The sequence below is a fragment of the Novosphingobium sp. UBA1939 genome, from assembly GCF_002336885.1.
Lineage (GTDB): Bacteria > Pseudomonadota > Alphaproteobacteria > Sphingomonadales > Sphingomonadaceae > Novosphingobium.
The window spans coordinates 143,217-169,457 of record NZ_DDFB01000137.1 but is presented as its reverse complement, the minus strand read 5'-3'; the positions used below and the strand labels follow the sequence as shown (position 1 = coordinate 169,457).

22 protein-coding genes are annotated in these 26,241 nt (G+C 65.6%); 10 read left to right on the top strand and 12 right to left on the bottom strand.

The features are described 5' to 3' along the window. Window positions 1-37: 37 nt before the first annotated feature. The 7 genes from B3547_RS18500 to B3547_RS18470 form a co-directional block, all read right to left on the bottom strand. The gene (locus B3547_RS18500) at window positions 38-781 is read right to left on the bottom strand and encodes an SDR family NAD(P)-dependent oxidoreductase (RefSeq protein WP_292965634.1); all 744 of its coding nucleotides are present in this window, start codon (window positions 779-781) and stop codon (window positions 38-40) included. Then, complete coding sequence (locus tag B3547_RS18495) at window positions 778-1,287, bottom strand: aromatic-ring-hydroxylating dioxygenase subunit beta (protein ID WP_292965631.1); 510 nt, start codon at window positions 1,285-1,287, stop codon at window positions 778-780. Before B3547_RS18495 ends, B3547_RS18500 begins: the two co-directional genes overlap by 4 nt. After that, window positions 1,284-2,537 carry an aromatic ring-hydroxylating oxygenase subunit alpha gene (locus tag B3547_RS18490; protein ID WP_292965628.1) on the bottom strand — a complete coding sequence of 418 codons (1,254 nt, stop codon included), beginning with the start codon at window positions 2,535-2,537 and terminating at the stop codon, window positions 1,284-1,286. The genes B3547_RS18495 and B3547_RS18490 overlap by 4 nt, the downstream gene beginning before the upstream one ends. A gap of 42 nt (window positions 2,538-2,579) precedes the next feature. Continuing rightward, the gene (locus B3547_RS18485; RefSeq protein WP_124808567.1) at window positions 2,580-2,939 is read right to left on the bottom strand and encodes a hypothetical protein; all 360 of its coding nucleotides are present in this window, start codon (window positions 2,937-2,939) and stop codon (window positions 2,580-2,582) included. A 37-nt stretch (window positions 2,940-2,976) separates the two neighbouring features. Then, window positions 2,977-4,134, bottom strand: a complete 1,158-nt coding sequence (locus tag B3547_RS18480) for an acyl-CoA dehydrogenase family protein (RefSeq protein ID WP_292965624.1) — start codon at window positions 4,132-4,134, stop codon at window positions 2,977-2,979. Continuing rightward, complete coding sequence (locus B3547_RS18475; RefSeq protein ID WP_292965621.1) at window positions 4,134-5,282, bottom strand: amidase; 1,149 nt, start codon at window positions 5,280-5,282, stop codon at window positions 4,134-4,136. Before B3547_RS18475 ends, B3547_RS18480 begins: the two co-directional genes overlap by 1 nt. 198 nt (window positions 5,283-5,480) lie before the next feature. Continuing rightward, entirely contained in the window at window positions 5,481-6,962 is a 1,482-nt protein-coding gene (locus B3547_RS18470) for a flavin-containing monooxygenase (RefSeq protein ID WP_292965618.1), read from the bottom strand. A 260-nt stretch (window positions 6,963-7,222) separates the two neighbouring features. On the opposite strand from B3547_RS18470, the gene B3547_RS18465 reads away from it, so the two are divergent. From B3547_RS18465 to B3547_RS18455, 3 genes are all read left to right on the top strand, one after another. Further along, a complete protein-coding gene (locus B3547_RS18465; protein ID WP_292965615.1) occupies window positions 7,223-9,625 on the top strand; it encodes a TonB-dependent receptor in 2,403 nt (800 codons plus the stop codon). Beyond that, window positions 9,613-10,425 (top strand): SDR family oxidoreductase, encoded by an 813-nt coding sequence (locus B3547_RS18460; RefSeq protein WP_292965612.1) that lies wholly within the window; start codon window positions 9,613-9,615, stop codon window positions 10,423-10,425. Before B3547_RS18465 ends, B3547_RS18460 begins: the two co-directional genes overlap by 13 nt. 206 nt (window positions 10,426-10,631) lie before the next feature. Then, on the top strand, window positions 10,632-11,618 hold the full coding sequence (locus tag B3547_RS18455) for an AraC family transcriptional regulator (protein WP_292965609.1): 987 nt from the start codon (window positions 10,632-10,634) through the stop codon (window positions 11,616-11,618). On the opposite strand, the gene pcaD is transcribed toward B3547_RS18455, so the two are convergent. The 4 genes from pcaD to B3547_RS18435 are packed head-to-tail and all read right to left on the bottom strand — an operon-like array spanning window position 11,611 to window position 14,815. Beyond that, on the bottom strand, window positions 11,611-12,390 hold the full coding sequence (gene pcaD / locus B3547_RS18450; RefSeq protein ID WP_414690591.1) for a 3-oxoadipate enol-lactonase: 780 nt from the start codon (window positions 12,388-12,390) through the stop codon (window positions 11,611-11,613). The genes B3547_RS18455 and pcaD overlap by 8 nt on opposite strands. Before the next feature lie 17 nt (window positions 12,391-12,407). Beyond that, window positions 12,408-13,337 carry a catechol 1,2-dioxygenase gene (catA, locus tag B3547_RS18445; RefSeq protein ID WP_292965603.1) on the bottom strand — a complete coding sequence of 310 codons (930 nt, stop codon included), beginning with the start codon at window positions 13,335-13,337 and terminating at the stop codon, window positions 12,408-12,410. A 27-nt stretch (window positions 13,338-13,364) separates the two neighbouring features. Continuing rightward, window positions 13,365-13,655 carry a muconolactone Delta-isomerase gene (catC, locus tag B3547_RS18440; protein ID WP_124808560.1) on the bottom strand — a complete coding sequence of 97 codons (291 nt, stop codon included), beginning with the start codon at window positions 13,653-13,655 and terminating at the stop codon, window positions 13,365-13,367. Between the two features lie 2 nt (window positions 13,656-13,657). After that, window positions 13,658-14,815: a muconate/chloromuconate family cycloisomerase gene (locus B3547_RS18435; RefSeq protein ID WP_292965600.1), complete on the bottom strand. Its 1,158-nt coding sequence runs from the start codon at window positions 14,813-14,815 to the stop codon at window positions 13,658-13,660. A 105-nt stretch (window positions 14,816-14,920) separates the two neighbouring features. Here B3547_RS18435 and B3547_RS18430 point away from each other — a divergent pair, with 105 nt between their 5' ends. The 3 genes from B3547_RS18430 (at window position 14,921) to B3547_RS18420 (ending at window position 19,242) form a co-directional block, all read left to right on the top strand. Continuing rightward, window positions 14,921-15,817: a LysR family transcriptional regulator gene (locus B3547_RS18430; RefSeq protein WP_292965597.1), complete on the top strand. Its 897-nt coding sequence runs from the start codon at window positions 14,921-14,923 to the stop codon at window positions 15,815-15,817. Between the two features lie 238 nt (window positions 15,818-16,055). Beyond that, window positions 16,056-18,323, top strand: a complete 2,268-nt coding sequence (locus B3547_RS18425; protein WP_292965594.1) for a TonB-dependent receptor — start codon at window positions 16,056-16,058, stop codon at window positions 18,321-18,323. 22 nt (window positions 18,324-18,345) lie between these two features. Continuing rightward, window positions 18,346-19,242 carry an MBL fold metallo-hydrolase gene (locus B3547_RS18420; protein WP_292965591.1) on the top strand — a complete coding sequence of 299 codons (897 nt, stop codon included), beginning with the start codon at window positions 18,346-18,348 and terminating at the stop codon, window positions 19,240-19,242. A gap of 25 nt (window positions 19,243-19,267) precedes the next feature. Here B3547_RS18420 and B3547_RS18415 read toward each other — a convergent pair whose 3' ends face one another. Next, window positions 19,268-20,470, bottom strand: coding sequence for a CaiB/BaiF CoA transferase family protein (locus B3547_RS18415; protein WP_414690584.1), 1,203 nt, complete (start codon window positions 20,468-20,470; stop codon window positions 19,268-19,270). Between the two features lie 200 nt (window positions 20,471-20,670). Here B3547_RS18415 and B3547_RS18410 point away from each other — a divergent pair, with 200 nt between their 5' ends. From B3547_RS18410 to B3547_RS18395, 4 genes are all read left to right on the top strand, one after another. Then, window positions 20,671-21,849 carry an iron-containing alcohol dehydrogenase gene (locus tag B3547_RS18410; protein ID WP_292965585.1) on the top strand — a complete coding sequence of 393 codons (1,179 nt, stop codon included), beginning with the start codon at window positions 20,671-20,673 and terminating at the stop codon, window positions 21,847-21,849. Continuing rightward, window positions 21,846-22,496 carry a TetR/AcrR family transcriptional regulator gene (locus B3547_RS18405; protein WP_125953324.1) on the top strand — a complete coding sequence of 217 codons (651 nt, stop codon included), beginning with the start codon at window positions 21,846-21,848 and terminating at the stop codon, window positions 22,494-22,496. The genes B3547_RS18410 and B3547_RS18405 overlap by 4 nt, the downstream gene beginning before the upstream one ends. 43 nt (window positions 22,497-22,539) lie before the next feature. Beyond that, the gene (locus B3547_RS18400; protein ID WP_292965581.1) at window positions 22,540-24,174 is read left to right on the top strand and encodes an AMP-binding protein; all 1,635 of its coding nucleotides are present in this window, start codon (window positions 22,540-22,542) and stop codon (window positions 24,172-24,174) included. Window positions 24,175-24,267: 93 nt separating this feature from the next. Then, the gene (locus B3547_RS18395; RefSeq protein WP_292965578.1) at window positions 24,268-26,220 is read left to right on the top strand and encodes a flavin-containing monooxygenase; all 1,953 of its coding nucleotides are present in this window, start codon (window positions 24,268-24,270) and stop codon (window positions 26,218-26,220) included. Window positions 26,221-26,241 lie beyond the last annotated feature (21 nt).

Sequence of the window (26,241 nt, the reverse complement as noted above, 5' to 3'; positions counted from 1 at the left end):
CCACCGCCGCGGAACGAAATTCCCGGCGACGCCATCCTCACCGCATGTAGAGGCCGCCGTTGATGTCGATGGTGGCACCGGTGATGAAGGTGGCATCGCGCGCGCAAAGGCGAACCGCCATCGACGCGATGAACGCGGGATCGCCGATCTGGCCGACGGGGACGTTGGTCAGGAACTGCGCCATGCGGTCCGCCGGCACCGTGCGATGTACCATGGGCGTATCGAGCGGCCCGGGCGCGATCGCGTTGACCGTGATCCCGAACGGCGCGAGATCGCGCGCGAAGACCTTGGTCATCGTGATGATCCCACCTTTCGACACCGCATAATGCGCGCCGGTGGCCGTGCCGCCGTTCTGCCCGGCCAGCGAGGCGAGATTGACGATGCGGCCATAGCCCGCCGCCTTGAACGCGCGCGCGAACACCTGGCTGCCGACAAAGGTGCCGCGCAGATTGACCGCGAGCACGGCGTCGAATTCGTCGGGCGTGATGTCGAGCACGGGCCGGGCCACGGTCAGCGCGGCGTTGTTCACCAGCGCTTCCACGCTGCCCCAGCGCGCGGCGAGCAGGCCATGCGCTGCCTCGAACGCGGCCTGATCGCGCACGTCGAGCGCGATGCCGGTCGCGGTGGCACCACTGGCGTCAAGTTCGTGCGCCAACGCCGCCGCCCCGTCCGCGTCGATATCGCCAATGCCCACGTTGTAGCCGGCGGCGTGGAACTCCCGGGCGATCGCCGCGCCAAGGCCGCTCGCCCCACCGGTGACCAGAACGGTATCGCGCTTCACAGCAGGTATCCTATGCCGAACAGATCCTCGTCGGAATTGAGCAGCAGAATGGTCTTGCCCGCCATCCTGAGCCCCGCATCGGTGCGGACCAGGCGGTAGGTCACGTCCGCCGCCAGCGTGCGGGTGCGGCCATACTTGTATTCGACGAGGATCTGCGCGCAGCGCACCGTGAGCGCGCCGGGCGCGCTGTCTTCCACCACGAAGCGCGAAGCGGAACGTACCGTCCGCGCCGGCGGGGCCGACGACATCGAGAAGCCCGAGAGCAGCCGCTTGACCCGCGCCTCGCGCATCGTCGCATCGTCATAGGCGATGTTCAAGGCGTCGACCGGATCGCTGGCGTCGCGGTCGATCGGGATCACGTAGTGCCCGCCCGCCCACAGTGGCAGCCAATCCTTGTATGCCAGCCGATCAAGCAGTTCGCCTTCCGCCCAGATGAAGGCGGCGGCCTCGTCAAGGCCGATCGCGGCAGTCGCCGTGAGTGTGGCGGTGGTTGCCGAAGTGCTCATGCTTCCATCATCCTCTTCCACATGCGGTAGGCCGCGCGCATTCCCGTTTCGGAAGACACGTCGCCCGCGTTATGGCCCGGCTCGGCCACGCCATCGGGCGCGGCCACGCCGCGATTGACCATGATCCACACATCCTGCCCGGCCTGCGCGCCGCGCTGGACGCGCTCCCAGCCTTCGGCGTCGTCGGGCGTGCCGAAGCCCATCGGCCCCTGGAAGTGCTCGTGCAGCCGCAGACGCATCCGGTTCGCCGGTGCAGGGCCGCCGTCCATGCCGATGGCGATGTGCTGGATCTCGGTCTCGTCCACCTTGACCGGCCGCAGCACGCGGAAGAACGCCATCGAACAGGCGATGTTGGGGAACATGTTGAGATTGAACCCGGTGCCGCCCACCGCGCGCACGACCTTGCGCACCAGCGCCTCGTCATGCCCCTCGGCGCGCAGTTCATCGGCCAGCGCGGCGAAGCGCTCGGGAATCGGCGCGTCGAGGTTGTCTTCCAGATCGATGAGGTCGGGGATCATGACCATGACCGAATGGCCGTTGCCCAGGTCCTCGACCCAGCCGCCCTGCCCCAGCACGTCGAACACGTCCTCGGTTTCCTCGTCCAGGCTGTCGAGGAAGGTCTTGTGGACGATCGGGAAGTGATAGGCGTCCGTCGTGTTCTCGAGCTGGATCTTCCAGTTGCCGGGGAAGCGGAACTTGTGTTCGCCCAGCGCCTTCACGCCGAAGCCCGCGCCCTGCTTCATGAACAGGTCGATCCACTTGCGCGCCGGCCCGAGCCATTCCTCCAGCGGCATGATGTCGTCGCGGAAGGTCGCGTAGATCATGCCGTTGTAGCTTTCGGTGCGCAGCGACAGCAGCGGAAACTCGTCCTTGTCGAAATCGGCGGGATAGCCCTTGGCGTGCGGCACCATGCGCAAGGCGCCGTCGGGGGCGTAGCTCCAGCCATGGTAAGGGCAGACGAAGACCGAGGCCTTGCCCTTCTTCTTCTCGCAGACGCTGGCCGCGCGATGGCGGCAGCGGTTGAGCAGCACGTGGACTTCGCCCGCCTTGTCACGCGTGACGATTACCGGCTCCAGCCCGACGTGCGCGGTCTTGAACGTGTTGGGGCCGGGCAGTTCGCTGGCGTGCGCCACCCAGACCCAGCTGTTCTTGAAAATCCGTTCCATCTCCGCGTCGAACAGCGCGGGATCGGTATAGAGGCTGGTATGCACGCGGTCTTCGCGCACCAATGTGTTCGCTGGATCAGTCATGCAGACCTCCTTGCGGGCTGGAACAAAGGATCGGTCGAAAGGTCACGCCGGGATCACCAGCTCGCGCCCGATGCGCGCTTCGACGCGCATGTAGCGCCACAGGCGATGTTCACCGACCTCGATCGTGCGAAACAGGTTGCAGGCGGCAACGACCGTATCGCGATCGGGCACTTCGGCGAGGATGTAGAACGTCCACGGCCAGCCGTTGGGCGATGTGCCGACCATGGTCTGATCGTCATCGATCGTGCCGAGCACGGTGACGCCCGGCAGATCGCGGATGCCCTTCAGCATCTCGCCGGTCGCCTGCCAGACCTTGCCGATCTCGGCTGCGGGAAGGTCGAAGAAGTTCTGAAGCACGGCGCCGCAGAACAGGACGCGAAGCGGGGGCTTGGTATCGGTCATTTCGGGGATCCTTGCTGAAGGTCTGGAATGGAGGTGCTCACGGGAAACCGGCGGGGGCATCGAGGCCCAGCAGCACGCGGCCGGCGTTCTGCCAGGTGCCGTCGGACAGGAAGGCGTGCTGGGGCACGACCATCGCGTCCTGCAGGTGGCGGGCTATCGGGTGGTTCGTGGCGATGCCGGTGGTGCCGCTCAGGCGATAGACCGCCTGCGCCACGTCGGCGCCCACCCGCGCCGCCTGCGTCGAGGCAAGGCGGAGCAGGGCACGTGTTTCGATGCTGAGATCATCGCCGGCGACCAGCGTATCGTAGGCTTCCTCGGTGATCTCGTAGAAGAACGCCCGCGCGGAGCGTAGCGCGGCTTCGGCCTTGGCCAGGTCGGCCTGCAGATAGGCCCGGTCCGCCAGCGTGGGCGCGCCGGTGATCGAGGTGCGCCCGCCCGCCATCTCGATCAGGCAATCGAGCGCGCCCCGCGCGGTGCCGAGCGCGACCACGGACAGCACCTGCGCCGCCAGCGGCATCGAGGGATAGCGGTAGAGCGGCGTATCGAGGCTCGAAGCGCCGCCGCGCACGAACGTCCATTCCTCCGGCACGACCACCTTGTCGACCACCATGTCGTGGCTGCCGGTGCCCTTGAGGCCGTTGACGTCCCAGTTGCGCTCGATCGTGACCTTGCCCGCCGGCATCACCGCGATCAGTGGAAGCCCCGCATAAGGGCCGCTGTTCGCGCCGTTTTCGACCTTGATGCCCACGCCGATCAGGTCCGCCCCGGTCGAGCCGCTGCCCCATGACCAGCGGCCCGAGACTTCCAGCCCGCCAGCGACCGGCACCGCGCGCTGCGGCGGATAGATGCCGCCGGCGAAGATCACGTCCGGCCCGTTGGCGTACATCTTTTCGAGCGTCGGCAGCGGCAGCGCGGACAGATAGACCGCCGAAAAGCCGAAGCTCGCAACCCAGCCCGAGGAGCCATCGACCTGGCTGATCGTTTCGATCAGGCGCAGGAAGCTGGCCGGCGACATCTCGTCTCCGCCGAAGCGCTTTGCCACCATGGCGCGATAGATGCCGGCCTCGCGCATCAGGTGGACCACGTCCGCACTGACCTGCTGGTTTTCGGAAAACGTCTCGCGCTGTTCGCGCACCGCGAGCAAGAGGCGGTCCAGCGCGTTTACGTCCTTGCGGACATCGAGTGCCACGTTCATCAGGGCTGCTCCTCTCGTTGCAGATAGGTTGGAATATCCAGCGACGGCGCCAGCGCGCGCGCCACGGCACACAGCGCGGCGTCGCCACCGATGCGGCCAACCAGCTGGATGCCGATCGGAAGTCCGGTAGGCGTCGCCACGGGGATCGACAGCGCGGGATGGCCGGACAGGTTGAACTGCCGCACCAGCGCGGTCAGCTTGAGCATCGCGGCCGCGTCGGCGGCGTCCTCCAGCGTGGGCACGAACACCGGCATGGTCGGTAGCACCAGCGCGTCGACGCCTTCCAGCGCGGCATCGACTTCGGCCCGGAACCGCGCGCGCACGTCCTCCGCCTTCGCCAGATCGTCAGCCGTCACCTTGCTGGCGTTGAGCAGGCGCTGGCGCACGTCCTCACCCATGTTTGGCGATGCCGTAAGCGAACCGAACGCCGCCCAGGTCTCCGCGCCGATGATGGCGATATTGGCGGCAAACGCCGCGTCCATGCCCGGCAGCGTTCTTTCCGTGAGATGTGCGGCGGAGCCAGCGAGCGCCGCATCGAACGCCTGCGCGACCGCCGGGTCAGTGGCGCAGGCCACGCGCCCGAGCCGAATGGTCACGGGCTTTTCCGCGATCTCGAACGTGGGATCGATGATCGTCATCGCCCGCTCCAGCATCGCCACGCTGCCGGCAAACGGCCCGACGCAATCGAGCGAGGAGACCGCCGGGTGCGCGCCCTGCCGGCTGACCCGGCCGAACGTGGGCTTGAGGCCGAACACGCCGCAGCAGGCGGCCGGCGTGCGGATCGATCCGCCGGTGTCGGTGCCCAGCGCGAAATCGCACAGCCCGGCCGCGACCGCCGCCGCCGAACCGCTGGAGGACCCGCCGGGGACGTGGCCGGGATACGAAGGATTTGCGGGCGTCCCGGTCCAGCCGTTCACGCCGGTCACGCCATAGGCCAGCTCATGCATGTTGGCCTTGCCGATGATCCGGCAACCGGCGTCGAGCACGGCCTGCACCACATCAGCATGGCGCGCGGCCGGGGGCGCATCCGCCAGCGCGGCGCTGCCGCCCCGCGTGGGATAGCCCGCGATGTCGAGCGAATCCTTGACCGCGACCCGCAGTCCGTCGCCGCCAAGCGACATCGCCTGAATGATGATGGCGTCCGCCATGTCCGTCGGTTTCTCCCCGTTATGGTGGAGAGCTTACCCTAGATACTTGAATATTCAAGTATCATAATATGTTTTGCATTCAATGCTATAACGAAAAGGGAGCGGCCTACACGAATCGCCGTCCCGATCTGCCGGTATCATCCCGCGCGACCGGGGGATGGAACGCATCAGGGCCGGACGACCGCCTTCCGGACGGACTTAGGCGCCTGCCCGGAAACGCCGCCCGACGCTCGCGAAGTCGGATGCGCGAACCGTCCGCACCCATTGGGCAAGGCGGACGGAACGTGGCAGTTCCAGGCCAAGGTCGACCAGCAGTTCATCGACGTGGTGGATCGAGAACGGTACGATATTGGTGCCCTTGCAATGGCGTCCGCCGGTGCGCGCATCCATCCACGCCAGCCGGCGGTCGATATCGGCACCCTGCGCCGCCTCATCGGGCAGGGTGAGCCGGCCGGTCAGCAGCGCCGCGATCCAGATCGCGCCCATTTCGGCGTTGAGCTGGCAGAAGAACGATGAATTGTAACCGTTGAACAACAGGCGCGGCACGCCCAGCGGCACCATCGAGCGGTACAGGCGGAAATTGCCCTGACGGTCGGTCACCCTGGCGCGCGTCGCATCGGGCAGGAAATCGACGCGCTGATGCCAGCCCGTGCCACAGATCACCAGATCGGCGGGCAGGTCGCGGCCGTTGGACAGCGTCGCGCGTCCGGGCGCCAAAAGGACGATCTCGGCATCGCGCTCGAACCCGAGCTGGCCGCTGGCCACCTTGTCATAGAAGCCGTCGCTGACGAGGCTGACCGTGCTGCGCGCGATGGTTTCCAGCGGCGTTCCGGGGTCCAGCCCGATCCGCTTGAGGCCAAGCTGGCGGCCGATCACGCCCTGCACCGTGGCCAGCAAGGCATTGCGGATGAATTTTCCGGACCCGAGCAGGCCGGAGCCGTGCAGGAACGCCTCGAACCCCTTGAGCTCCATCCACGGAAAAAGCCCCTCGCCCAGCCGATTTAGGAACAGGTGCTTGAAATTGAGGACATTGCCGATGCGCTTGGGTATCTTCCAGATCAGATGGCGCACCACCATCGTGGTGCTGGCGCTGCGCGCTGCGATGGCGTTGGCGACATCGCACGAAGACTTGCCGTAGCCCACCACCAGCACGTGGCGGCCGCTGGCCTGGGCGGGATCGGTGAACTGGCTGGTATGCAGCACCCGCCCCCCGGCCGCCTCGAACGCGTCCGTACCCGGAAACGGCGGCACCGCAGGGATCGAAAAGATGCCGTTGCACAGGATCAGCCAGTCGAACGACTGTTCCGTCTCGCCGCCGGGGCCGGCGAGCTTCAGGGTCCAGCCCGGCGCATCCGCGCTTTCGCGCGTCGCCAGGACCGTGTGCGAAAAGCGGATGCGCGGCGTTACTCCGAAATGATCGGCATAGCTCGCCAGATAGGCCTGCATCTGCGCACCCGACGGCCATTCCGGATAGTCATCAGGCATCGGCCAGTCGGAAAAGGCGTAAGTCTCGCGCGGGTTCTGCGTGGTCAGGCCCGGATAGCGGCGCGAGGACGACCACACCCCGCCAAGATCCGGCTCCTTTTCGAACACCGTCACCTCGAACCCGAGCGCGGCCAGCGTCTTGGCGGTGCATAGCCCGGCAATGCCCGCACCCACGATCGCGATTGTTCCTGCCATCCTGTCTATCCCCTATGCGACAGGACATCGGGTAGGGTTTCGTGGCGCGGGCGGCCTATGCGCCCAGTGCGTGGATTGTGCGCGGGCGGCAGCATTTGCACGGCACGCCCGCGCCGCCTGCGGCAAACGCATGCAAAGTCGCACTGGGCGCACATTGCCTGCAGCCGCTGAATATTCCGCAGCTCCAACCCGTGACGAGATGCACCCCACTCCGTCGACCGAACGGATCAAGCGATCTTCCATGATCCCTGGGGGGAAATATGACTGCTCTGTTCAATGGCCCGCGCCTTGCGGGATTGCTCGTATCGCTTTCCACATCCGTTGCCCTGCCCGGCATCGCCATGGCGCAGGCGGCCGCACCTGCCACCGAAAGCGCGTCCGCGGCCGATCCGCTGGCCGGCGACATCGTGGTCACGGCCCGCAAGCGCGAGGAAAGCGCGCAATCGGTCCCGCTGGCCATCTCCGCCTTCTCGGGCGCGGCGATCGAGGCGCGCGGCGTGCAGAAAATCGATGGCCTTGCCAGCTTCACCCCGAACATGACCTTGCAGAACAACCCCAGCTTCGGCGGTGCGGGATCGTCGGCGGCGATCTACATTCGCGGGATCGGGCAGAAGGAATTCCTGCCCACCACCGAACCCGGCGTGGGCGTCTATGTCGATGGCGTCTATGTCGCCCGTTCGGTCGGCGCACTGCTCGATCTGGTCGACGTCGAACGTGTCGAGATCCTGCGCGGGCCGCAAGGCACGCTGTTCGGCCGCAATACCATCGGCGGAGCGATCAGCATCACCACGAAAAAGCCGGATGAAACGCCATCGGGCAACCTGCAGGTCACGACCGGCCGCTTCAGCCGCATCGACGTGAAGGCGAGCGCCAACATCCCGCTTTCGGACACGCTGTTCTCCAAGGTCACCGTCGCCACCTTCAACCGCGATGGCTACGTCAGGCACCTCGTCGATGGCCGCGAGCTGGGCGATGTCGGCACGCTGACCGGCCGGTTCGACCTGCGCTGGAAGCCAAGCAGCACCTTCGAGGTCAATCTTGCGGTGGAAGGCACGCGCGATCGCACCAACGGCCCGGCTTTCGTGCTCTCGGGCGTCACGTACAAGTCCGCCATCTTCAACCCGCAGAACCTGCCGATGCTGCCACCCGGCAGCCCGACCACGGCGGGCGCCTATGTGCTGAATCCGCCGTTCGATGCGCCCACCGACAACTTCACGCTGCTACACAACTATTTCGCCGCGCTGCTGGGCGGGCAGCCGTGCTTCGCGTTCGCGCCCTACAGCCCACAAGGCAATGCCGCGGCCTGCTTCAGCAACCGCTTCATCGTGGGCGACGGCGCCGATGCCGGCACCGGCCCCCAATATGCGAGGAACGACCTGTGGGGCGCGCAGGCCGTGATCGATTGGGATCTCGGCCCGGTGCAACTGAAGTCGATCACCGCCTATCGTCACGTCAGCGGCGACTATGCCCGCGACGGCGATCATTCGCCGTTCACGATCCTGCACCTGGCAGACATACTCAAGCAGCACCAGTTCAGCCAGGAACTGCAGGTGCTGGGCAATACCGCGGACGACAAGCTGAAATACGTGGTAGGCCTCTATTACTTCAACGAGAACGGCAACAATATCAATAATCTGGACTTTACGCCGGTGACCTTCCGGTCGGGCGGCAAGTTCGCCACGAAAAGCTATGCCGCGTTTGGACAGGCGACCTGGACACCGATCCCGCTGATCGATCTGACGTTCGGTTTGCGCTACACCAAGGACAAGAAGTCGTTCCTTCCCGATCAGGAAATCCTGGTCGACAAGACCGGCGGCGCGCTGATCGCGGCCAGCCCGAACACCCCGCAGACGCGCGTGCTGCCCTATGTCACCGCCTATCGCAACGAGGATGCGGTAACCCCCAGCGCCAATATCGCGTTCCATGTGGCGGACGACGTGCTGGCCTATGCCTCGTTCTCCAAAGGGTTCAAGAGCGGCGGTTTCGTCCAGCGCGTGTTCCCGCCGCAGGCGAACATTCCCCAGTTCGGCGCAGAAAAGGCCACAGCCTATGAAATCGGCTTCAAGTCGAAGCTGTTCAACCGCCGCCTGACGCTGAACGGCGCCCTGTTCCTGACCAAATACGATGAACTGCAGGTGCAGGTCTTCACCGGCATCGCGCCGGTCACCAAGAACGCGGCTTCGGCCGAAATCAAGGGGCTGGAACTGGAGGGCCGCCTCGACGCTGGGGCCGGCTGGTTCCTGGAAGGCAGCCTTGGCTATCTGCACCCCCGTTTCACCGCGATCGATCCCGCCGCCGCCGAAATCACGCTGGCGTCGAAGTTCGAACGCGTTTCGAACTGGAGCCTGAGCGGCGCTGTCTCCAAGAGCGTGGAACTCGCAAACGGCGGCAACGTCCGTGCGCGGATCGACTGGTCGTACCGTTCGGGCGCCTACATGGACGCGCTCAATTCGCCCGAACTCTACCAGCCGGGCTACAGCCTTTTCAACGCCAACGTGACCTACACTTTCCCCGGCGAAAAGGTTTCGGTCTTCGCGGGCGTGACCAACCTGACCGACAAGCAGTACCTTCAGACGGGGGTCTATGGCGCATCGTTCGGGCTCTACGAAAAGCTTTACGCACGGCCGCGCGAATGGTCGGCCGGCCTCAAGTGGTCGTTCTGACCATGGCGCGGTACGAAGAACTGGCGGGCCGCACCGCCATCATCGCCGGGGGCGCCACCCTGATCGGGGTGGCGGTCGCCCGCGCCTTCCTCGCGCAAGGTGTGCGGGTGGTCATCGCGGATATCGACCGCTCAGGCGGCGAGCGCGCCGAAGCCGATCTCGGCTCCGAATCCCTGTTCGTCGAAACCGACGTCACATCGGATTCGGCTATCGAAGCCTGCATCGCCAGCACCATCGCGCGGTTCGGGCGGCTGGACTTCCTCGTCAACGTGACGACCTCCTACCTCGACGACGGACTGGCGACGAAGCGCGAGACTTGGCTCAAGGCGCTCGACATCGGCCTGGTCGGTGGCGCGATGTTCGCGCAACTGGCGCAGGAACACCTTGCCGCCTACGGCGGCGCGATCGTCAACTTTTCCAGCGTCAGTGGCCATCGCGCACAAAAGGGGCGCTTCGTCTATCCGGCGATCAAGGCCGCCGTGGCGCAGCTTACGCGCAGCCAGGCGCTGGAATTCGCGCGCCGTGGCGTGCGCGTCAATGCGGTGACGCCGGCGTGGACGTGGTCCAACGCCATCCTTGCCATGAGCGCGGACGATCGGGCGAAAGCCGATGCGGTGGGCGGGGTGTTCCACATGCCCGGCCGGATCGCCGACGCGGCGGAAGTGGCGGACGTGGTGGTCTTCCTCTGCTCGGACGCGGCACGCTTCATGAACGGCGCGGAAGTCGCCGTGGATGGAGGCTATCTGGCGCTGGGGCCGGAACAACGCGACGATCCGATCGCCCGGCTGATTACCGCGTAATCCCGTATCCGCGCCGCTCCTGTCGCATCGGTGACACGCCAGCGCGGAATGCAGCCTCCGAGTGCAGGATTCAGGGGTTCGCGCCTGGTCCGAGCCCATTGACTCTCCAGGGTGCCCGTATGATCCTGACTGTCAAAACAGGGAGCAAAATCACGGGGGGAACAGTGGGCAGCGGTTCCATGCCAGGCCTTGGCGGCCAGATTGCCATGACGACGGACGGCAATGCCTGCGAGACATTGCCGGGCTTTGCCGTCTTTGCATCCAACAGCCTCAGCGAAGTGCGCGAGCACATCGCGCGGACCTATTGCCCGCACCACCTCTCGGTGGCGCGACGCGGCGAACGGCTCGACGCCTGGCTCAACCACAAGCGCCTGAACGACATCGGCATCGGCGCGATGACCTATGGCGCGGAAGTATCGATCGAGGGGATCGAGGACGAGGATATGCTGCTGCTGATGCAGCCGCTCGCGGGGGCGGCCGAGGTCGGCACGCGCCGGGGGACCGTCCTGAGCACTCCGGCGATCGCTTCGGTCGTCAACACGCGCGATCTCAAACGGATGCACTGGTCCGCCGACTGCACGCAGCGCGTGGTCCAGATCAGCAACCGGGCGCTCGATCACCACGCCACGATGATGATCGGCCGTCCGCTCAGCCGCGAACTCGAATTCGCGCAGGAGATGCCGGTCAATGCCGGCAACGCGGACTGGTGGCACTATGCCTCGCTGCTCAGCATGGAACTTTCCGCCGCATCGGGAAGCGAAAGCCGCGCGGTGCTTGGAAGCCTCGAAACGCTGCTGATCCTGAAACTGCTGGAAAGCCACCCCAACAACTATTCGGAGCATCTGCGCCCGCAACCGTGCAAGATCGCGCCGCACCACGTCCGCCGCGTGGAGCAGTTCATCATCGCACACGCCGCCGAGCCGGTGACGCTGGACCAGTTGGTCGATGTTAGCGGCGTCAGCGCCCGCGCGCTGTTCGACGGCTTCCGCCGCTTTCGCGGCACCTCGCCAATGGCGTTCCTCAAGGCCGTGCGGCTGGAGCGCGCGCGCGACGATCTGCGCCAGGCGGAGCCCGGCACATCGGTCACGTCCGTCGCCTGCAAATGGGGCTTTTACCAGTTCGGCCGCTTTTCCGCGCAGTATCGCAAGATGTTCGGCGAGCTGCCTTCGGAAACGTTGCGCAATCTCAACTGACGAAATCGAGCAGAGCGGCGTTGAACGCCGCAGATTGTTCGATGTTCGACAGGTGCGCGGCATCGAGCGTGACCAATTGCGATCCGGCGATCCGGGCGGCAAGGACTTCGGCATCGGCGGGGGGCGTGGCCGGATCGCGGGCACCGGCGATCACCAGCGTCGGCAGGTCGATCAGGCCGATCACCGGGCGCATGTCCATGTCGCGGATCGCTGCGCAGCAGCCGGCATAGCCCGCGGGCGATGTCTCCAGCAGCCCCTCGCGCACCGGCGCGATGATCCCGGGCGCGGCGGCGCGGAACTCGGGCGTGAACCAGCGTTCGAGAAGGGCCGAGGTCATCACCTCCATGCCGCCATCGAGCACGGCGGCAATGCGCGACTGCCACCCCGCAGGCGGCCCCATGTAGGCCGCGGTGTTGGCCAGCACGAGCCGGTCGAACCGGTCGGGCGCATGAACGCCAAGCCACTGGCCGGTCATCCCGCCGAGCGACAGCCCGCAGAAATGCGCGCGCGCGATGCCCAGCGCATCCATCAGATCGAGCACGTCGCGGCCCAGCCGGTCCAGCCCGTAGGCGCCACCCGGAACGTCGGAGCGCCCATGACCGCGCGTGTCATAACGCAGCACCCGGAAGCTGGCGGACAGCGCCGCCACCTGCGGCGCCCACATCTCCAGCGCGGTCCCGAGCGAGTTGGACAGGATGACGACCGGCGCATCGGCCGCCCCGTCCTCCGGCCCTTCCAGACGCCAGGCGATGGCGCAGCCATCACCCGCCATCGCCCTTCCCGATTCGATCATGCGGTAACCGCAGGAGCGCGATGGCGCGCCATCAATTCGGTCTCCGCGGTCTCGGTCGCCGGGTGCAGCACGAAGTCGAACGCGATTTCGCTGAACGGACCGTTGAGGTTCTCGGCGTGGATCGCATCGGGTTCCTCGCGGCGGACGATCTCCGGGATGAGATCGTCGTGCGTGGCGAAGGCGAAATCATCGTGCAGATAGGGATCGCCGTTGATGTTGATCTGCGTGGTCAGATGACGAAGGCCGGGCGCCGACACGAAGAAGTGGATATGCGCCGGACGGTTGCCGTGGCGGCCGATCGCCGACAGCAGACGATCCGTGCCGCCCTGCGGCGGCACCGAATAGCCCGACGGCACGATGCTGCGGAACTTGTAGCTGCCGTCGGCCCCGGTCTCGATGCGGCGGCGGTTGTTATAGGCGGTCTGCGAAGGGTCGAACACCGAATAGCCGCCCTTGGTATTCGCGTGCCAGACATCGACGATCGCGCCCGCCACCGGCTTGCCATCGCGATCGAACACGCGCCCGTGCATGATCAGCGTCTCGCCCGTGTCGGTGCCATCGTCCAGCCGCGCGAAGCCCTTGGCCAGCGGCGCGCCGGGCACATAGAGCGGGCCTTCGATCGTGCGCGGCGTCCCGCCCGCGATGCCGGCGGCCTTGTCGGCCCGGTCCATGCGGATGTCGAGGAAGTGATCGAAGCCGAGCCCCGGCGCGATCAGCCCGAATTCCGGCGCCGCTTCCTGCAGGAAGTGCAGCGCGTGCCAGAATTCCTCGGCGGTCACGTCGAAATCGTCGATGGTGGTGAACAGGTCCGACACGATGCGCCGCACGATCGCCTTGGTGCGCGCGTCACCGCCGGGCTGGTCCACCCCGGCAATGCGGTCGAGGTAGCTCTGCACGCCGGATTCCTGCACGAGTTCTGATGCCATGAAACCTCTCCTTGAACTTGCGCGACCTCAGCGGTCGTCACTGTGGATGGACGACGGGTGGCGGCACAGCGCCGTCACGGTGATGTCCATGAACGGGAACAGCGGCAGGCCGGTGAGGATAGCATGAAGCTCCTCGTTGCTGGCCACGTCGAAGATGCTGGTATTGGCATAGGCTCCCACGTGCCGCCAAAGATGCCGCCACGTCCCAGCCCGCTGCAGGTCTTCGGCGCGCGCCTTTTCCTCGGCCTTGAGCCGGTCGAACTCGGCCGGATCGAGATGCGCCGGCACCTTGACGAGCATTTCCACCTGAAAGAGCATGATTACCTCGCGGCCTGGTTGAGCATGACCACGGTGCGCTGCGGCGCATCGCGGCGGAAGTGGCGGACCTTGTCCTCGTCAAGCTCGATCCCGAGCCCCGGCCCCTTGGGCACGGTCAGCGCGAAATCGGTATACTCGAGCGGCGTGGCGAGGATTTCCTCGGTCTGCAGCAGCGGCCCGAACAATTCGGTGCCCCATGCCAGCGTGGCGAACGTAGAACAGAGGTGCGCCGCCGCTGCCGTGCCCACGCTGCCTTCCAGCATCGTGCCGCCATAGAGGCCGATATGCGCCGCCTCGGCGATCGCCGCGACCTTTGCCGCCGCGATCAGCCCGCCGGCCTGCGCTGCCTTGATCGAGAAGGCATCGCCGGCGCGGATCGCGGCAAGATCGAAAGCGTCGTGCGTGCCGCGCAAGGCTTCGTCCGCCATGATCGCGATGGGAGCGCTGGCCGCAAGGCGCGCCATGCCGGCCCGGTCGGCCCGCGGCAACGGCTGTTCGATCAGATCGATCCCCGCATCGCCCAACATCCGCGCGCCCTTGCGCGCGGTCTGCTCGTCCCACGCCTGGTTCACGTCCACGCGCACCGAGGCGCTGGCGCCCAGCGCCCGCTTGATCGCGCCGGCATGGGCGACGTCATCGGCCAGGGGGCGCTTGCCGATCTTGAGCTTGAACACGTTGTGCCGCCGCGCCGCGATCATCGCTTCGGCTTCGGCGATGTCCTTCGCCGTGTCGCCGCTGGCCAGCGTCCACAATACCGGCAAGCGATCGTGCTGCCGACCACCCAACAGATCAGATAGCGGCACGCCGGCACGCCGCGCAACGCAATCGAGCAGCGCGGTCTCCACCGCGTTCTTGGCGAAGTGGTTGCCGACGACGTTCTGCCGCAGCCGCGTCATCAGCGCGGCCGGCATCGCGGAATCCGCGCCGACCAGCAGTGGTGCGAAATAGGTATCGATGGTGAGCTTGATGTTCTCCGGGCTTTCGTCGCCATAGGCAAGCCCGCCGATCGTCGTCCCCTCGCCCAGCCCCGACACCCCGTCGGCGCAGCGCACGCGCACGATCACCATCGACTGGCGGCTGATCGAGGTCATCGACAGCACGTGCGGGCGGATCGTCGGAACATCGACAATCCAGGTATCAATCGCGTCTATGGTCGCCAACGGCCGATTCCCTTCCCAACCGCCATATATTCCACCTCTCCTATTGACTCCTCCCGCGTGCGTGAAAGATCGTCTCGGTCCGGCCTGATACCTTTTGGATATGATATGGAACTGAGGCACCTTCGCTACTTCGTCGCCGTGGCCAACGAACAGAACTTCACGCGCGCGGCGGAGCGGCTCAACGTGGCGCAGCCGCCGCTGAGCCGGCAGATCCGGCAGCTGGAGGAGGAAATCGGCGCCGACCTGTTCAATCGTGATTCTCGACCCGTGCGGCTGACCGAGGCTGGACGGCTGCTTTACGAACATGCCGTGCCACTGCTGGCCGGCGTCGACCAGTTGCGCGACATGATGCGCCGCTTCACCGGGCAGGGGCAGCGACGGTTCGTGATCGGCTTCGTCGGCTCCATCCTGTTCGGCCCCTTGCCCGAAGTGATCCGCCTGTTCCGCGATCGCGCCAGCAACGTGGACGTCTCCGTCCTAGAATGCACCACCACCGAACAGATCGCGGCGTTGAAGGAAGGGCGCATCGATGCCGGCTTCGGCCGGTTACGCTTCGAGGACCCGGCCATCCGCCGGATCGTGCTGGCCGAGGAGACGCTCCTGGCGGCGGTTCCGGCCGACCATCCTCTCGCACTGGCGCAACGCCCGGTCCATCTGGCGGACCTGATCGGCGACACCCTGATCGCCTATCCGCGCCCGGCCCGCCCGAGTTATGCGGACCAGGTTTTCAGCATCTTTCATGATGCCGGCCTGCAACCGAGCGGCGTGCAGGAAGTACGCGAACTCCAGACCGCGATCGGCCTTGTCGCAGCCCATGCCGGCTTCACCATCGTTCCGGAATCGGTGCAGCGCTTCCGGCGCGACGATGTGGCCTATCTCCCCATCGCCGACAGCACCGCGCGTTCGCCGATCATGATGATTCATCGCATGGGCGACGTGTCCGTGGAACTGGCGGAACTGATCGCCATCAGCCGCGACGTGCATGGAATGCACGACGACTAGCCTCCCCCTGCGAGCCCGGGGTCAAGCCCTGCGGTGAAGAAGGCGGCACGACGACCATCTCTCTGGAATCCTTCGTTTCCGGCACCAATTGGATCGACGTCCGATGGCGTCGTCAGCGGCGGCGTCATGCGCAATTTGATCGATCCCGAGCACTCTTGATTACCAAGAGAATGCAATATATACCCACGAGTAGCTACAAAGCGCCGTAAGAACGGCAAAGCAATTTGGGGGAGTTCCGATGAAGCTTGGGTTGCGAGCGATTTGCCATGCACCTCTGGGCATCGCGCTGCTGTTTCCGGCAGCCGCCATGGCCCAGGCCGCCGAGGATGGATCGACGGCCGCGCCGTCCGCCGCGGAAATCATCGTAACGGCCACCAAGCAGAACACGACCCTGGGCAGAGTGGCGGCGGCCGTCAGTGCCATCACCGCCGCCGATATCGGGCCTGGCGGCGTCCAGAATATCGGCGACCTTCAGGTCGTGGTGCCGAACGTCTCGATCGGCGACCAGTTCGGCGTCAACCGCACCTTCATCCGTGGCGTGGGCCTCAACAACTTCGACGTTGGCGGCGAAGGCGCCGTCGCCTTCCTGCAGAACGGCGCGATCCTTGCCCGCCCGGCGCAGCAGTTGAGCGGATTCTTCGACCTGGGCCAGATCGAGGTTCTGCGCGGACCGCAATCGATCCTCTACGGCCGCGGCGCGACGGCGGGCGCGATCAATCTCGTGACCGCACTGCCCACCGAAAAACTCGACGGCTACCTGCGCGCAACCTACGGCAACTATGACTCGAAGGTGATCGAAGCGGCCGTCGGCGGTCCGCTGTCGGGCGACAAACTGCTGGTGCGCCTGGCGGGGAAGTACGAAAAGCGTGATGGCTACGGCGTCAATCTGTTCACCGGAAAGCCGGTGGATGATCGCGATGCCTATTCCCTGCGCGGCACTATTGTTGCCAAACTCGCGGATAACTTCAAGGCAACCATCGTCGGCGATCATTTCCACGAAGATGACAACAATTACGCGTTCCACTACTTCGGGCCGTCGGTCATTCCAGAAGCCGCGGTATTCCACAACCTGATCGGCGGGAAATCGATTTTCGACTATTACGCGGCCCGCAATCAGAAGCCCAACCTGCGCAATATCTATTCCGACGAGGAAGCGATCAACAAGCGCAAGGGCTATGGCATCACCGGCACGCTGGACTGGGATCTGGGCGCGACGACGGTAAAGTCCATTACCGCCTATCGCACGTTCGATCGCTTCCAGCGGGACGATCTTGACGTCTCGGACGTCAATCTTGCCGGACAGAACAACTACGTCGAAAAGAGCCGCGCCTTCAGCCAGGAAGTGACGGTGAATTACCAGGGCAACGGCTTCTCGCTGCTTGGTGGCGCGATGTACTTCCACGAAAAGCTCACCGGGCAAGTGCTGGTGCCGACCGTCAATCTGGGCGTGCTGTTCGGCCTTCCGGCCAACACCTTCGACAACGGCGCCTACGAACAGAACGGCACCGTCAAGATCGATGCGGTGGGCGTCTATTTGCAGGGCGCGGTCGACATCAGCCCCACGCTGAAGCTGACCGCCGGCGCGCGCTACAACTTCGAGCACCGCAACGGCATCGGCTATTTCCGCTTCGACGCGCTGGGCGTGAACATTCCGACCGACAAGGCCAAGGGCTGGTCTTCCGTGACGCCCAAGGTTCTGCTCGAATTCAAGCCCAGCGACACCTCGCTGCTCTACGCCAGCGTCACCAAGGGCTTCAAATCGGGCGTGATCAACATCGGCAGCACCGATGCGGCGATCAACCCGGAAACGGTGTGGAGCTACGAAGCGGGCTTCAAGCAGAAGCTGGCCGACAACCGCCTGCTGCTGAGCGGCGCGGTGTTCTATTACGATTACAAGGATCTCCAGGTCAGCTTCGTCAACGCCAACTCGATCGTGCAGACGATCAACGCGGCAACGGCGCGCAACTACGGCGGCGAACTGGAGCTGGAAGGCCGGGTCACGCGCAATTTCCGCATCAACCTTTCCGCATCGTACCTCAACGCCCAGTTCACCAAGTTCTGCAATGCCTATTACGGGGCGGGCTTCCCCGCGCGTCCGGGCATTTCCTACGCCGCGTGCCCCACGACGCCGGGTCTTGTCGACCTGAGCGGCAAGCGCCTGCCCAACGCGCCGCGCTTCACCTTCGGCGGCGGCTTCAACTGGGATATCCCGCTGGGCAACGACAGCCGTCTGGCGGTGAACGGCGATATCAAGTGGCAGTCAAAGGTCTATTTCACCGAGTTCAACAACCGCGATGCCGAACAGGGCGCCTATGCCATGGCGAACGCCGGCCTGACCTGGCATTCGCCGAACGATCGCTATTCGATCGGCGCGTGGGTGAAGAACCTGACCAACAAGTTCGTCATCTCGAACAACATCATCACGGCGGCGACCTTCGCCTACGTCCGCGTCGGCTCGGTCATGCCGCCCCGCACCTACGGAGTGACCGCCGCTTTCAATTTCTGACGGAAATCGGACCGGAGGCGAGATGGACCGCTTTGATATTGGAACCGTGAAGGTTCATCGCATCGAAGAGTGGCAAGGTACATTCTCGCCTCCGGCGGACCTGTTCGCGGGGTTCACGTTCGATGGATGGGAGCCCCATGCCGAAGAATTCGCGCCGGAATACTACGATCCGGTCAGTGGAAAGCTCTTTGCCTTCCTGCAAAGCTGGGTGCTCGATACCGGCCGGCAGCGCATCCTGTTCGATACCGGCGCCGGGAACGACAAGGACCGCCCGAACCTGCCGATCTTCGGCAATCTGCAAACCGATTTCCTCGGCAACCTGGCCGCGGCCGGGTTCCAGCCCGAGGACATCGACGTGGTGGTCTGCTCACATATCCATGTGGACCACGTCGGCTGGAACACGCGGCTGGTGGACGGGCGCTGGGAGCCGACCTTCCGCAACGCGCGCTATGTCCTGCCGCTTGCCGACCGCGCTTACTGGGACCCGCAGGACGAGGCCGCCGGCCCGGCCGGGATCGGCGCGGCGGTCAACGCCGGCATGTTCGATGACAGCGTGCGCCCGATCATCGAGGCCGGGCGCGCCGAATGGGCCGAAGATGGCTTCGAGGTTGACGATGGCCTCATCCTGCGCGCCTGCCCCGGACACACGCCCGGCAGCATGATGCTGGAAGTCGCCAGCGGTGGAGAGACCGCGATGTTCGTGGGCGACGTGGTCCATCACCCGGCGCAGATCTACCGTCCCGAATGGAACAGTGTTTTTTGCGAGGAACCCGAACAGGCGCGGGATACCCGGCGCAGGGTGCTCAATCTTGCCGCAGCGCGCGAAGCGCTGCTGATCCCGGCGCACTTCGGCGGGAGTCACATGGCGCGGGTGCTGCGCGAGGGCAGCGGCTTTCGCCCCGTGCTCAACCCGCTTTAGGAGGTTACGGCCCAGGGTTCTGACCCTAGCTCGCGGCCAGAACGCCCGCTTCCGTCAATGCGCGGATTGCGTGGTTGTCGAAGTTCCACTGCTCGAGCGCGGCGATCCCGCCTTCTCCCGCCAGCGCCGGCATGGACCGCATGGCGCCCGGCGTGCGCGAAAGGCGCGGGGCGGGCGCGGGCTGCCGCGCATCGGGCGGGCCAACATGCACGCCCCGGGCAAGGTTCGCCGGATGGGACAGTGCTTCCTGCGGCGAAAGCACCGGCGTGACGCAGGCATCGATGCCTTCGAAAGCGCGCGTCCATTCCGCTTGCGTGCGCGTGCGGAAAATCGCCGCGATACGCGCGGCGCGCGCTGCCCAGTGGGCGGGATTCAGGTGATCGGCGAACTCGGCCGGATCGAGCCCGAGCGCCTGCACAAACAAGGCGTGGAACTGCGGCTCCAGCGCGCCGACCGCCATGTGGCGTCCGTCGGCAGTCTCGTAGCAACGGTAGAAATAGGCGCTTCCATCGAGCAGATTGCCACCGCGCCCTTCGCGCCAGATGCCCATGCGGGTCCAGGCGAAAACCTGCGTCATCAGCAGCGACGCGCCATCGATCATCGCCGCATCGATCACCTGCCCCTTGCCGCTGGTCGACCGCTCGACCAGCGCGGCGAGGATGCCCGCGACAAGCACCATGCCGCCGCCGCCGAAGTTCGCCGCGAAATTGAGCGGCGGCGGCGGGGGACGGTCCGGCGGACCGATCAGTTCCAGGCCGCCAGTCAGCGCCAGATAGTTGATATCGTGCCCGGCCGTATGCGCCAGCGGTCCGGTCTGTCCCCATCCCGTCATGCGTGCGTAGATCAGGCGCGGGTTGAGCGCGCAGAGCGCGTCAGGGCCGAGCCCGAGCCGTTCCATCGCGCCGGGCCGGAAGCCTTCGATCAGCACGTCCGCGCGAGACGCCAGATCGCGCGCCAGTGCCAGGCCTTGTGTGCTTTTGAGATCAAGCCCGATGGTGTGGCGGCTGCGGTTGAGATAGTTGTGGCGTTCGTCCCCGCCGGCGGCCGACACGTGGCCGATCCGCTCCACGCGCAGCACGTCCGCCCCGAAATCGGCGAGCAACATCGCGCTGAACGGCGTCGGCCCCAGCCCGGCAAATTCCAGCACGCGGATTCCGGCAAGCGGCCCCTGTGGCGGTCCCGCATGAGACACGCCGTTGCGCTCCGCACCCTCGGCGTTGTCTTTCAAGGGCACAGCGCCGGCATTATCCATCTGTTCTTCTTCCCCAATTGCGCCATGGCAAGGGCGCCCCACGCCTTGTCAGGCCACTATCTTTGCACAGTCCTTATCATAGGTCGAAAAATATACTAGCGGGTAATGCCTTCTCGTGGCACTCTATGCGCAAGCGCCGGCCAAAGGGCGGACAGGCGCGCAGAAAGGAGAAAGCCGTGGGCAGCGTCAGAGCCAGCGAGATGACGTTTACCGAAACCGAACGGGTCACCATGGGCACCCCGGCCCGCGAGGCGATCCGCGACCAGGCCGAGAAGATGGGCGCGCGTCGCGTATTCATTCTGGCGTCCGAGACCCTGCGCACGAAAACGGAAGAGATTGCCGCAATCGAACACGCGCTTGGCGATCGCCATGCCGCCACGTTCAGCGGCATCGCGCCGCACGCTCCGCGTTCGGACGTATTGCGCGCCGCCGATGCCGCGCGGGCGGCCGGTGCGGATCTGATCGTTTCGGTCGGCGGCGGTTCGGTCACCGACAGCGCCAAGATCATCGCGCTGCTGCTCAAGCACGATGTGCGCAGTGTCGAAGCGTTCGAGCCGCTGCACGTCTATGTCGACGATGGTGGCAATGTCATCAATCCCCTGACCGTCGGCCCCGATGTGCGCGTCATCTGCGTGCCAACGACACTGTCCGGTGGCGAATTCAACGCGCTGTCCGGCGCCACGGACGAGGCGATCCAGCACAAGCAGGGCTACGAACATCGCAACATGGCGCCGGTGATGGTCGTGCTCGATCCCGCCCTGACGGTCTATACCCCGGAATGGCTGTGGCTCTCGACAGGGGTGCGCGCGGTCGACCACGCGGTCGAAACGCTTGCCTCGCATCTTTCCAACGACTTCGCCGACGGGCTGGCCGATAGCGCGCTGCGCCTGCTGGTCGAGGGGCTGGGCCGCGCCAAGGCGGACCCGCAGGACATGGAAGCGCGGCTGAAATGCCAGATCGGCGCGTGGCAATCGATGATCTCGATCATCGGTGGCGTACCCATGGGAGCCAGCCACGCCATCGGCCATATTCTGGGCGGAACCTGCGACGTTCCCCACGGCTACACGTCGTGCGTGATGTCGCCCTATGTGCTGGCCTGGAACGCCGAGCACGATGCCAGCCGGCAGGGCCGCATCCTGCAGTGCCTGGGCAATACCCATGGCACGGCGTCCGAAGCGCTGGACGCGTTCATCCGCAGCCTTGGCATGCCGCGCACGCTGGCGGACGTGGGCGTGGGCGAAGATCGATTCCAGCAGGTAGCGGAATATACCATGCTTGATATATGGGGGAGAACCAATCCGCGGCCGGTGCGTTCGCCCGCCGATATCCTGGAAATTCTGAGAAAGGCCGCATGACCAAATCCAGCACTGCCGCCAAGCCGCGCCAACGCAGCACCGCCGCGCCCACCGGGCGCGAGATCAGAACCGGTGTGGTCGCGTTCAAGCAGGCCCGTATTCTCGAAGAGGCCGCCGCGCTGTTCTTCGAAAAGGGATACGAGGCGGCAACGCTGGAAATGCTCGCTGACCGGCTGAGCGCGACCAAGCCGTTTCTCTACACCTACTTCAAGGGCAAGGCGGCGATCCTGTGCGCCATCTGCGAACTCGGGGTTACCGAATCGCTCGCCGCCCTGGACAGGATCGCGGAAACGGAACGGACGTCGATAGACCTGCTCAAGGCCTCGCTGCGCGAAGTGGCGAAGATCATCATCGACCGCAACGAATATCTCGTTGTGTACCAGCGCGAGATGATGAACCTTGACCGGACGGACGCACAGCGCATCCTGCGCCTGCGCCACGAATTCGACCTGCGCATCGGCAAGATGATCGAGGATTGCGTGCGCGACGGGTACATCACCGTGCCAGATGCGCCGGCAATGTCGATCTGGATCGGCGGGCTGCTCAGCTGGATTACCTATTGCTACCGCCCGGGCAGCAGTCGGTCTGGCGATGCAGTGGCGGATCAGGCCATGAAGGCCTGCCTGCGGCTGATCGGCCTGGATTGACCGCTGTCCTCAGACGCCCGCCAGCCGGGCGCGGAGAGGACCGATGACCGATACCAACCCGAAGACCGCGCGCGATTTCACCGATCCGCGCATCCCCAACCGCGACGAATGCGTGCTGCGCTATCTCGTCGACCGCTGGGCAAGCGAACGCGCGGACAAGGTCCACGTCGTCTGGGAAGACGGCGAGGAATGGACCTTTGCCGATGTGCGCCGCCGCACTATCGCTAAGGCCGCGGGCCTGGAGAAGCTGGGCGTGCGGCAGGGCGATTTCGTGGCGGTGTGGCTGCCCAACGGGCGGGATGCGCTGCTGGCGTTCTATGCGATCAACTACCTTGGCGCGGTGTTCGTGCCGTTCAACACCGCCTATCGCGGCAATCTGCTCGCCCACGTAGTCGCCAATTCCGGGGCGGACCTGATCATCGCCCACCCCGATCTCGTGGGCCGGCTTGGCGAGATCGACCGCGCCGCGCTGCGCCGGCTGGTCCTGACGACGCAAGGCGCTGCGCCGGACGTCGGGCTGGACGTCACGCGCTTCGATGATCTGGACGGCGATGCCGTGTCCGCGCTCGAGCGGCCGATCCAGCCGTGGGACATCCAGTCGATCATCTATACCTCGGGCACCACGGGTCCATCGAAGGGCGTGCTGTCCTCGTACCTGCACATGTTCTCCAACGCCGGCCCCGAATCCTGGCCGATGGTGGGTGAGGACGACCGCTACATGTGCGTGGCGCCGATCTTCCACATCGGCGGCATGGGGCCGCCGTTCGTGATGCTGGCGCGCGGAGCCTCGGTGGCCATGGTCGAGAGCTTTTCGACCGACCGCTTCTGGGAAATCGCGGCGCGCACGCGGACCACGGTCGTCTTCCTGCTGGGGGTGATGGCGACGTTCCTGATGAAGCGCCCGCCCTCGCCCGAGGACCGCAACCACACCGTGCGCAAGGCCTTCATGGTTCCGCTGACCGACGATGCGCCCGCCTTCACCGAGCGCTTCGGCATCGACATCTACACCATCTTCAACATGACCGAGATTTCCTCGCCGATCGTATCCGAAGCCAACCCGGTGAAGCGCGGCACCTGTGGCCGCGCGCGACCGGGCGTGGAAGTGCGGCTGGTCGATGCCAACGATTGCGAAGTGCCAGTGGGCGAAATCGGCGAGATGCTGGTGCGCACCGACCGCCCCTGGGGAATGAACAGCGGGTATAACCGCAACCCGGAAGCGACCGCCAAGGCCTGGGCCAACGGCTGGTTCCATACCGGCGACGCCTTCCGCCGCGACGAGGATGGCTATTTCTACTTCGTCGATCGCGTGAAGGACGCGATCCGCCGGCGCGGCGAGAACATCTCCTCGTTCGAAGTCGAAGTGGAGGTCTGCGCTCATCCCGCCGTGCGCGAGGCGGCGGCTATCGCCGTGCCCAGCGAATTCTCCGAGGACGAGGTTATGGTCATCGTTGCGCCGGTGCCGGGGCAGGCGATCGACGTTCCCGAACTCGCCCGCTTCCTGATCGAACGGATGCCCTATTTCATGGTGCCTCGTTATATCCGCGTGCTGGACGAGCTGCCCAAGACGCCTTCGGCCAAGGTGCTGAAAGGGGATCTGCGCGCGCAGGGCATCACGGGCGACACCTGGGACCGTGAAAAGGCCGGAATGCGGGTGCGGCGGGAGAGTTTCGCAGGCTAGCCCCGGTCTGCGATTGACTCTATATACTCATGGGTAGATATTTCTTATTTCAGGTATGATGCTCGCCCGAACGTGCGGCCAACGAGGATTGCCATGACCGCTCCGAAGATCACCGACCGCCCCTTTGCCGCCGCTACAATCGACCGCGCGCTGCTGCGGCAGGGCGTGGATGAGGCCAATATCCCTGCCCTGCTGATGGTGCTGGTCCAGCTGACCGGCGACCGGCGCTATCTTGAACCGCCCTACGCGCCGCGCCGGGGCAAGGGGCTGGACGACAACGACAGCGGCGGTCTGCCGGAGGATATCCAGCGCGAGATCCGGGACGCCGCATGGACCGCCATCATCGCCTGGGCTGAAGGGCGGGAACCCGCGCTGCCGCGCCCCGCCAATGCCGACCTCGCCGCGATGCTGGCCGTCGCCATGACCGAGGCCGTGCCGCCCGAATATGGCGACATCGTCGCCGCGACGATGCACCTCGATCCCGCGCCGGAACCGGCACGCCCGGCAAAACCGCTGACGGCGATCATCATCGGCGCGGGCATTTCGGGCATGGTCGCCGCGGTGCGCCTGCGCGAAATGGGCATCGCGCACACGATCTTCGAAAAGAACGCGGAATTTGGCGGCACCTGGTGGGAAAACCGCTATCCCGGTTGCGGTGTCGACACCCCGAACCTGACCTACACCTTCTCGTTCCGCCCCAACGACTGGTCGGCCTTCTTCCCCTTGCGCGACGAGATCGAGAACTACCTGCTTGAAACCGCTCGGGAAACGGGGCTCTATGATCGAGTCCGCTTCGGCACCAAGGTCGAGCGGGCTGAATGGCTGGCGGACCGGAACCAGTGGCAGGTCACCGTCCGCACCGGCGACGGCCGGCAGGAGATCCACCACACCGACATCGTGATGAGCGCGGTGGGCATTCTCAACATGCCGGTCGTGCCCGACATCAAGGGCCTCTCCGGCTTCGCCGGCCGGATCGTCCATACCAGCGACTGGCCGCAGGATATCGACCTGAAGGGCAAGCGCGTGGCCGTCGTCGGCAATGGCGCATCGGCGATGCAGGTGGTGCCGGTGATTGCCGACGAGGTTGCCGAGCTGACGCTATTCGCGCGCTCCAAACAATGGGCCGCGCCCTTCCCGCAGTTCCGCAAGCCCGTGCCGACCGGCGTGCGCTATCTGATGCAGGTGGTGCCGCTATACCGCGCGTGGGTGGAACAGCGCCTGTCGTGGACGTTCAATGATCGCGTGCACGGCACGCTGTTCCGTGATCCCGACTGGGCGGAACCGGCGCGCGCCGTCAACGCGATCAACGACGGCCATCGCGAGTTCTTCACCCGCTACGTGCGCGAGGAGCTGGGCGAACGGCAGGACCTGTTGCCGCTGGTGCTGCCCGACTATCCCCCGTTCGCGAAGCGCATGCTGCTCGACAACGGCTGGTATCGCACACTGCGCAAGCCGCACGTGCGGCTCGTGCCGCAACGCCTCGCGGAAGTGCGCGGCTCCACGCTGATCGCGCAGGATGGCGAGGCGTTCGAGGCGGACGTGCTGATCCTGGCCACCGGCTTCCAGGCAGCCAACGTGCTCGGCTCCTATGACGTGATCGGACGGGAGAGGCGCGTGCTGCGCGATTTCTGGGAGGGCGACAACGCCGCCGCCTATCTGGGCACGCTGGTTCCGGGCTTTCCAAACTTCTTCATCCTGCTTGGCCCCAACGTCGGTTCCGGTCACGGCGGCAGCATGATCCGCAACATCGAAAACCAGGCGCATTACGCCACCCGCGTGATCGAGGCGCTGGTGAAATCGGGCGCGGACGCGGTCGAGGTGCGCGAGGACGTCTATGGCGACTACAAGACCAAGATCGACGCGGCGCACGAAAAGCTGGTGTGGACGCATCCCGGCGCCACCAACTGGTATCGCAATTCGCGCGGCCGGGTGATCGCCATCACGCCCTGGCGCAACGATGCCTTCTGGCGGATGACTCGCGAGGCGAAGGCGGAAGACCTGAGATTCACCGGACCGCCCACGGACAAGGCCGAACAGGCCGCCTGACGCGCGGCGGGGTCAAACAAC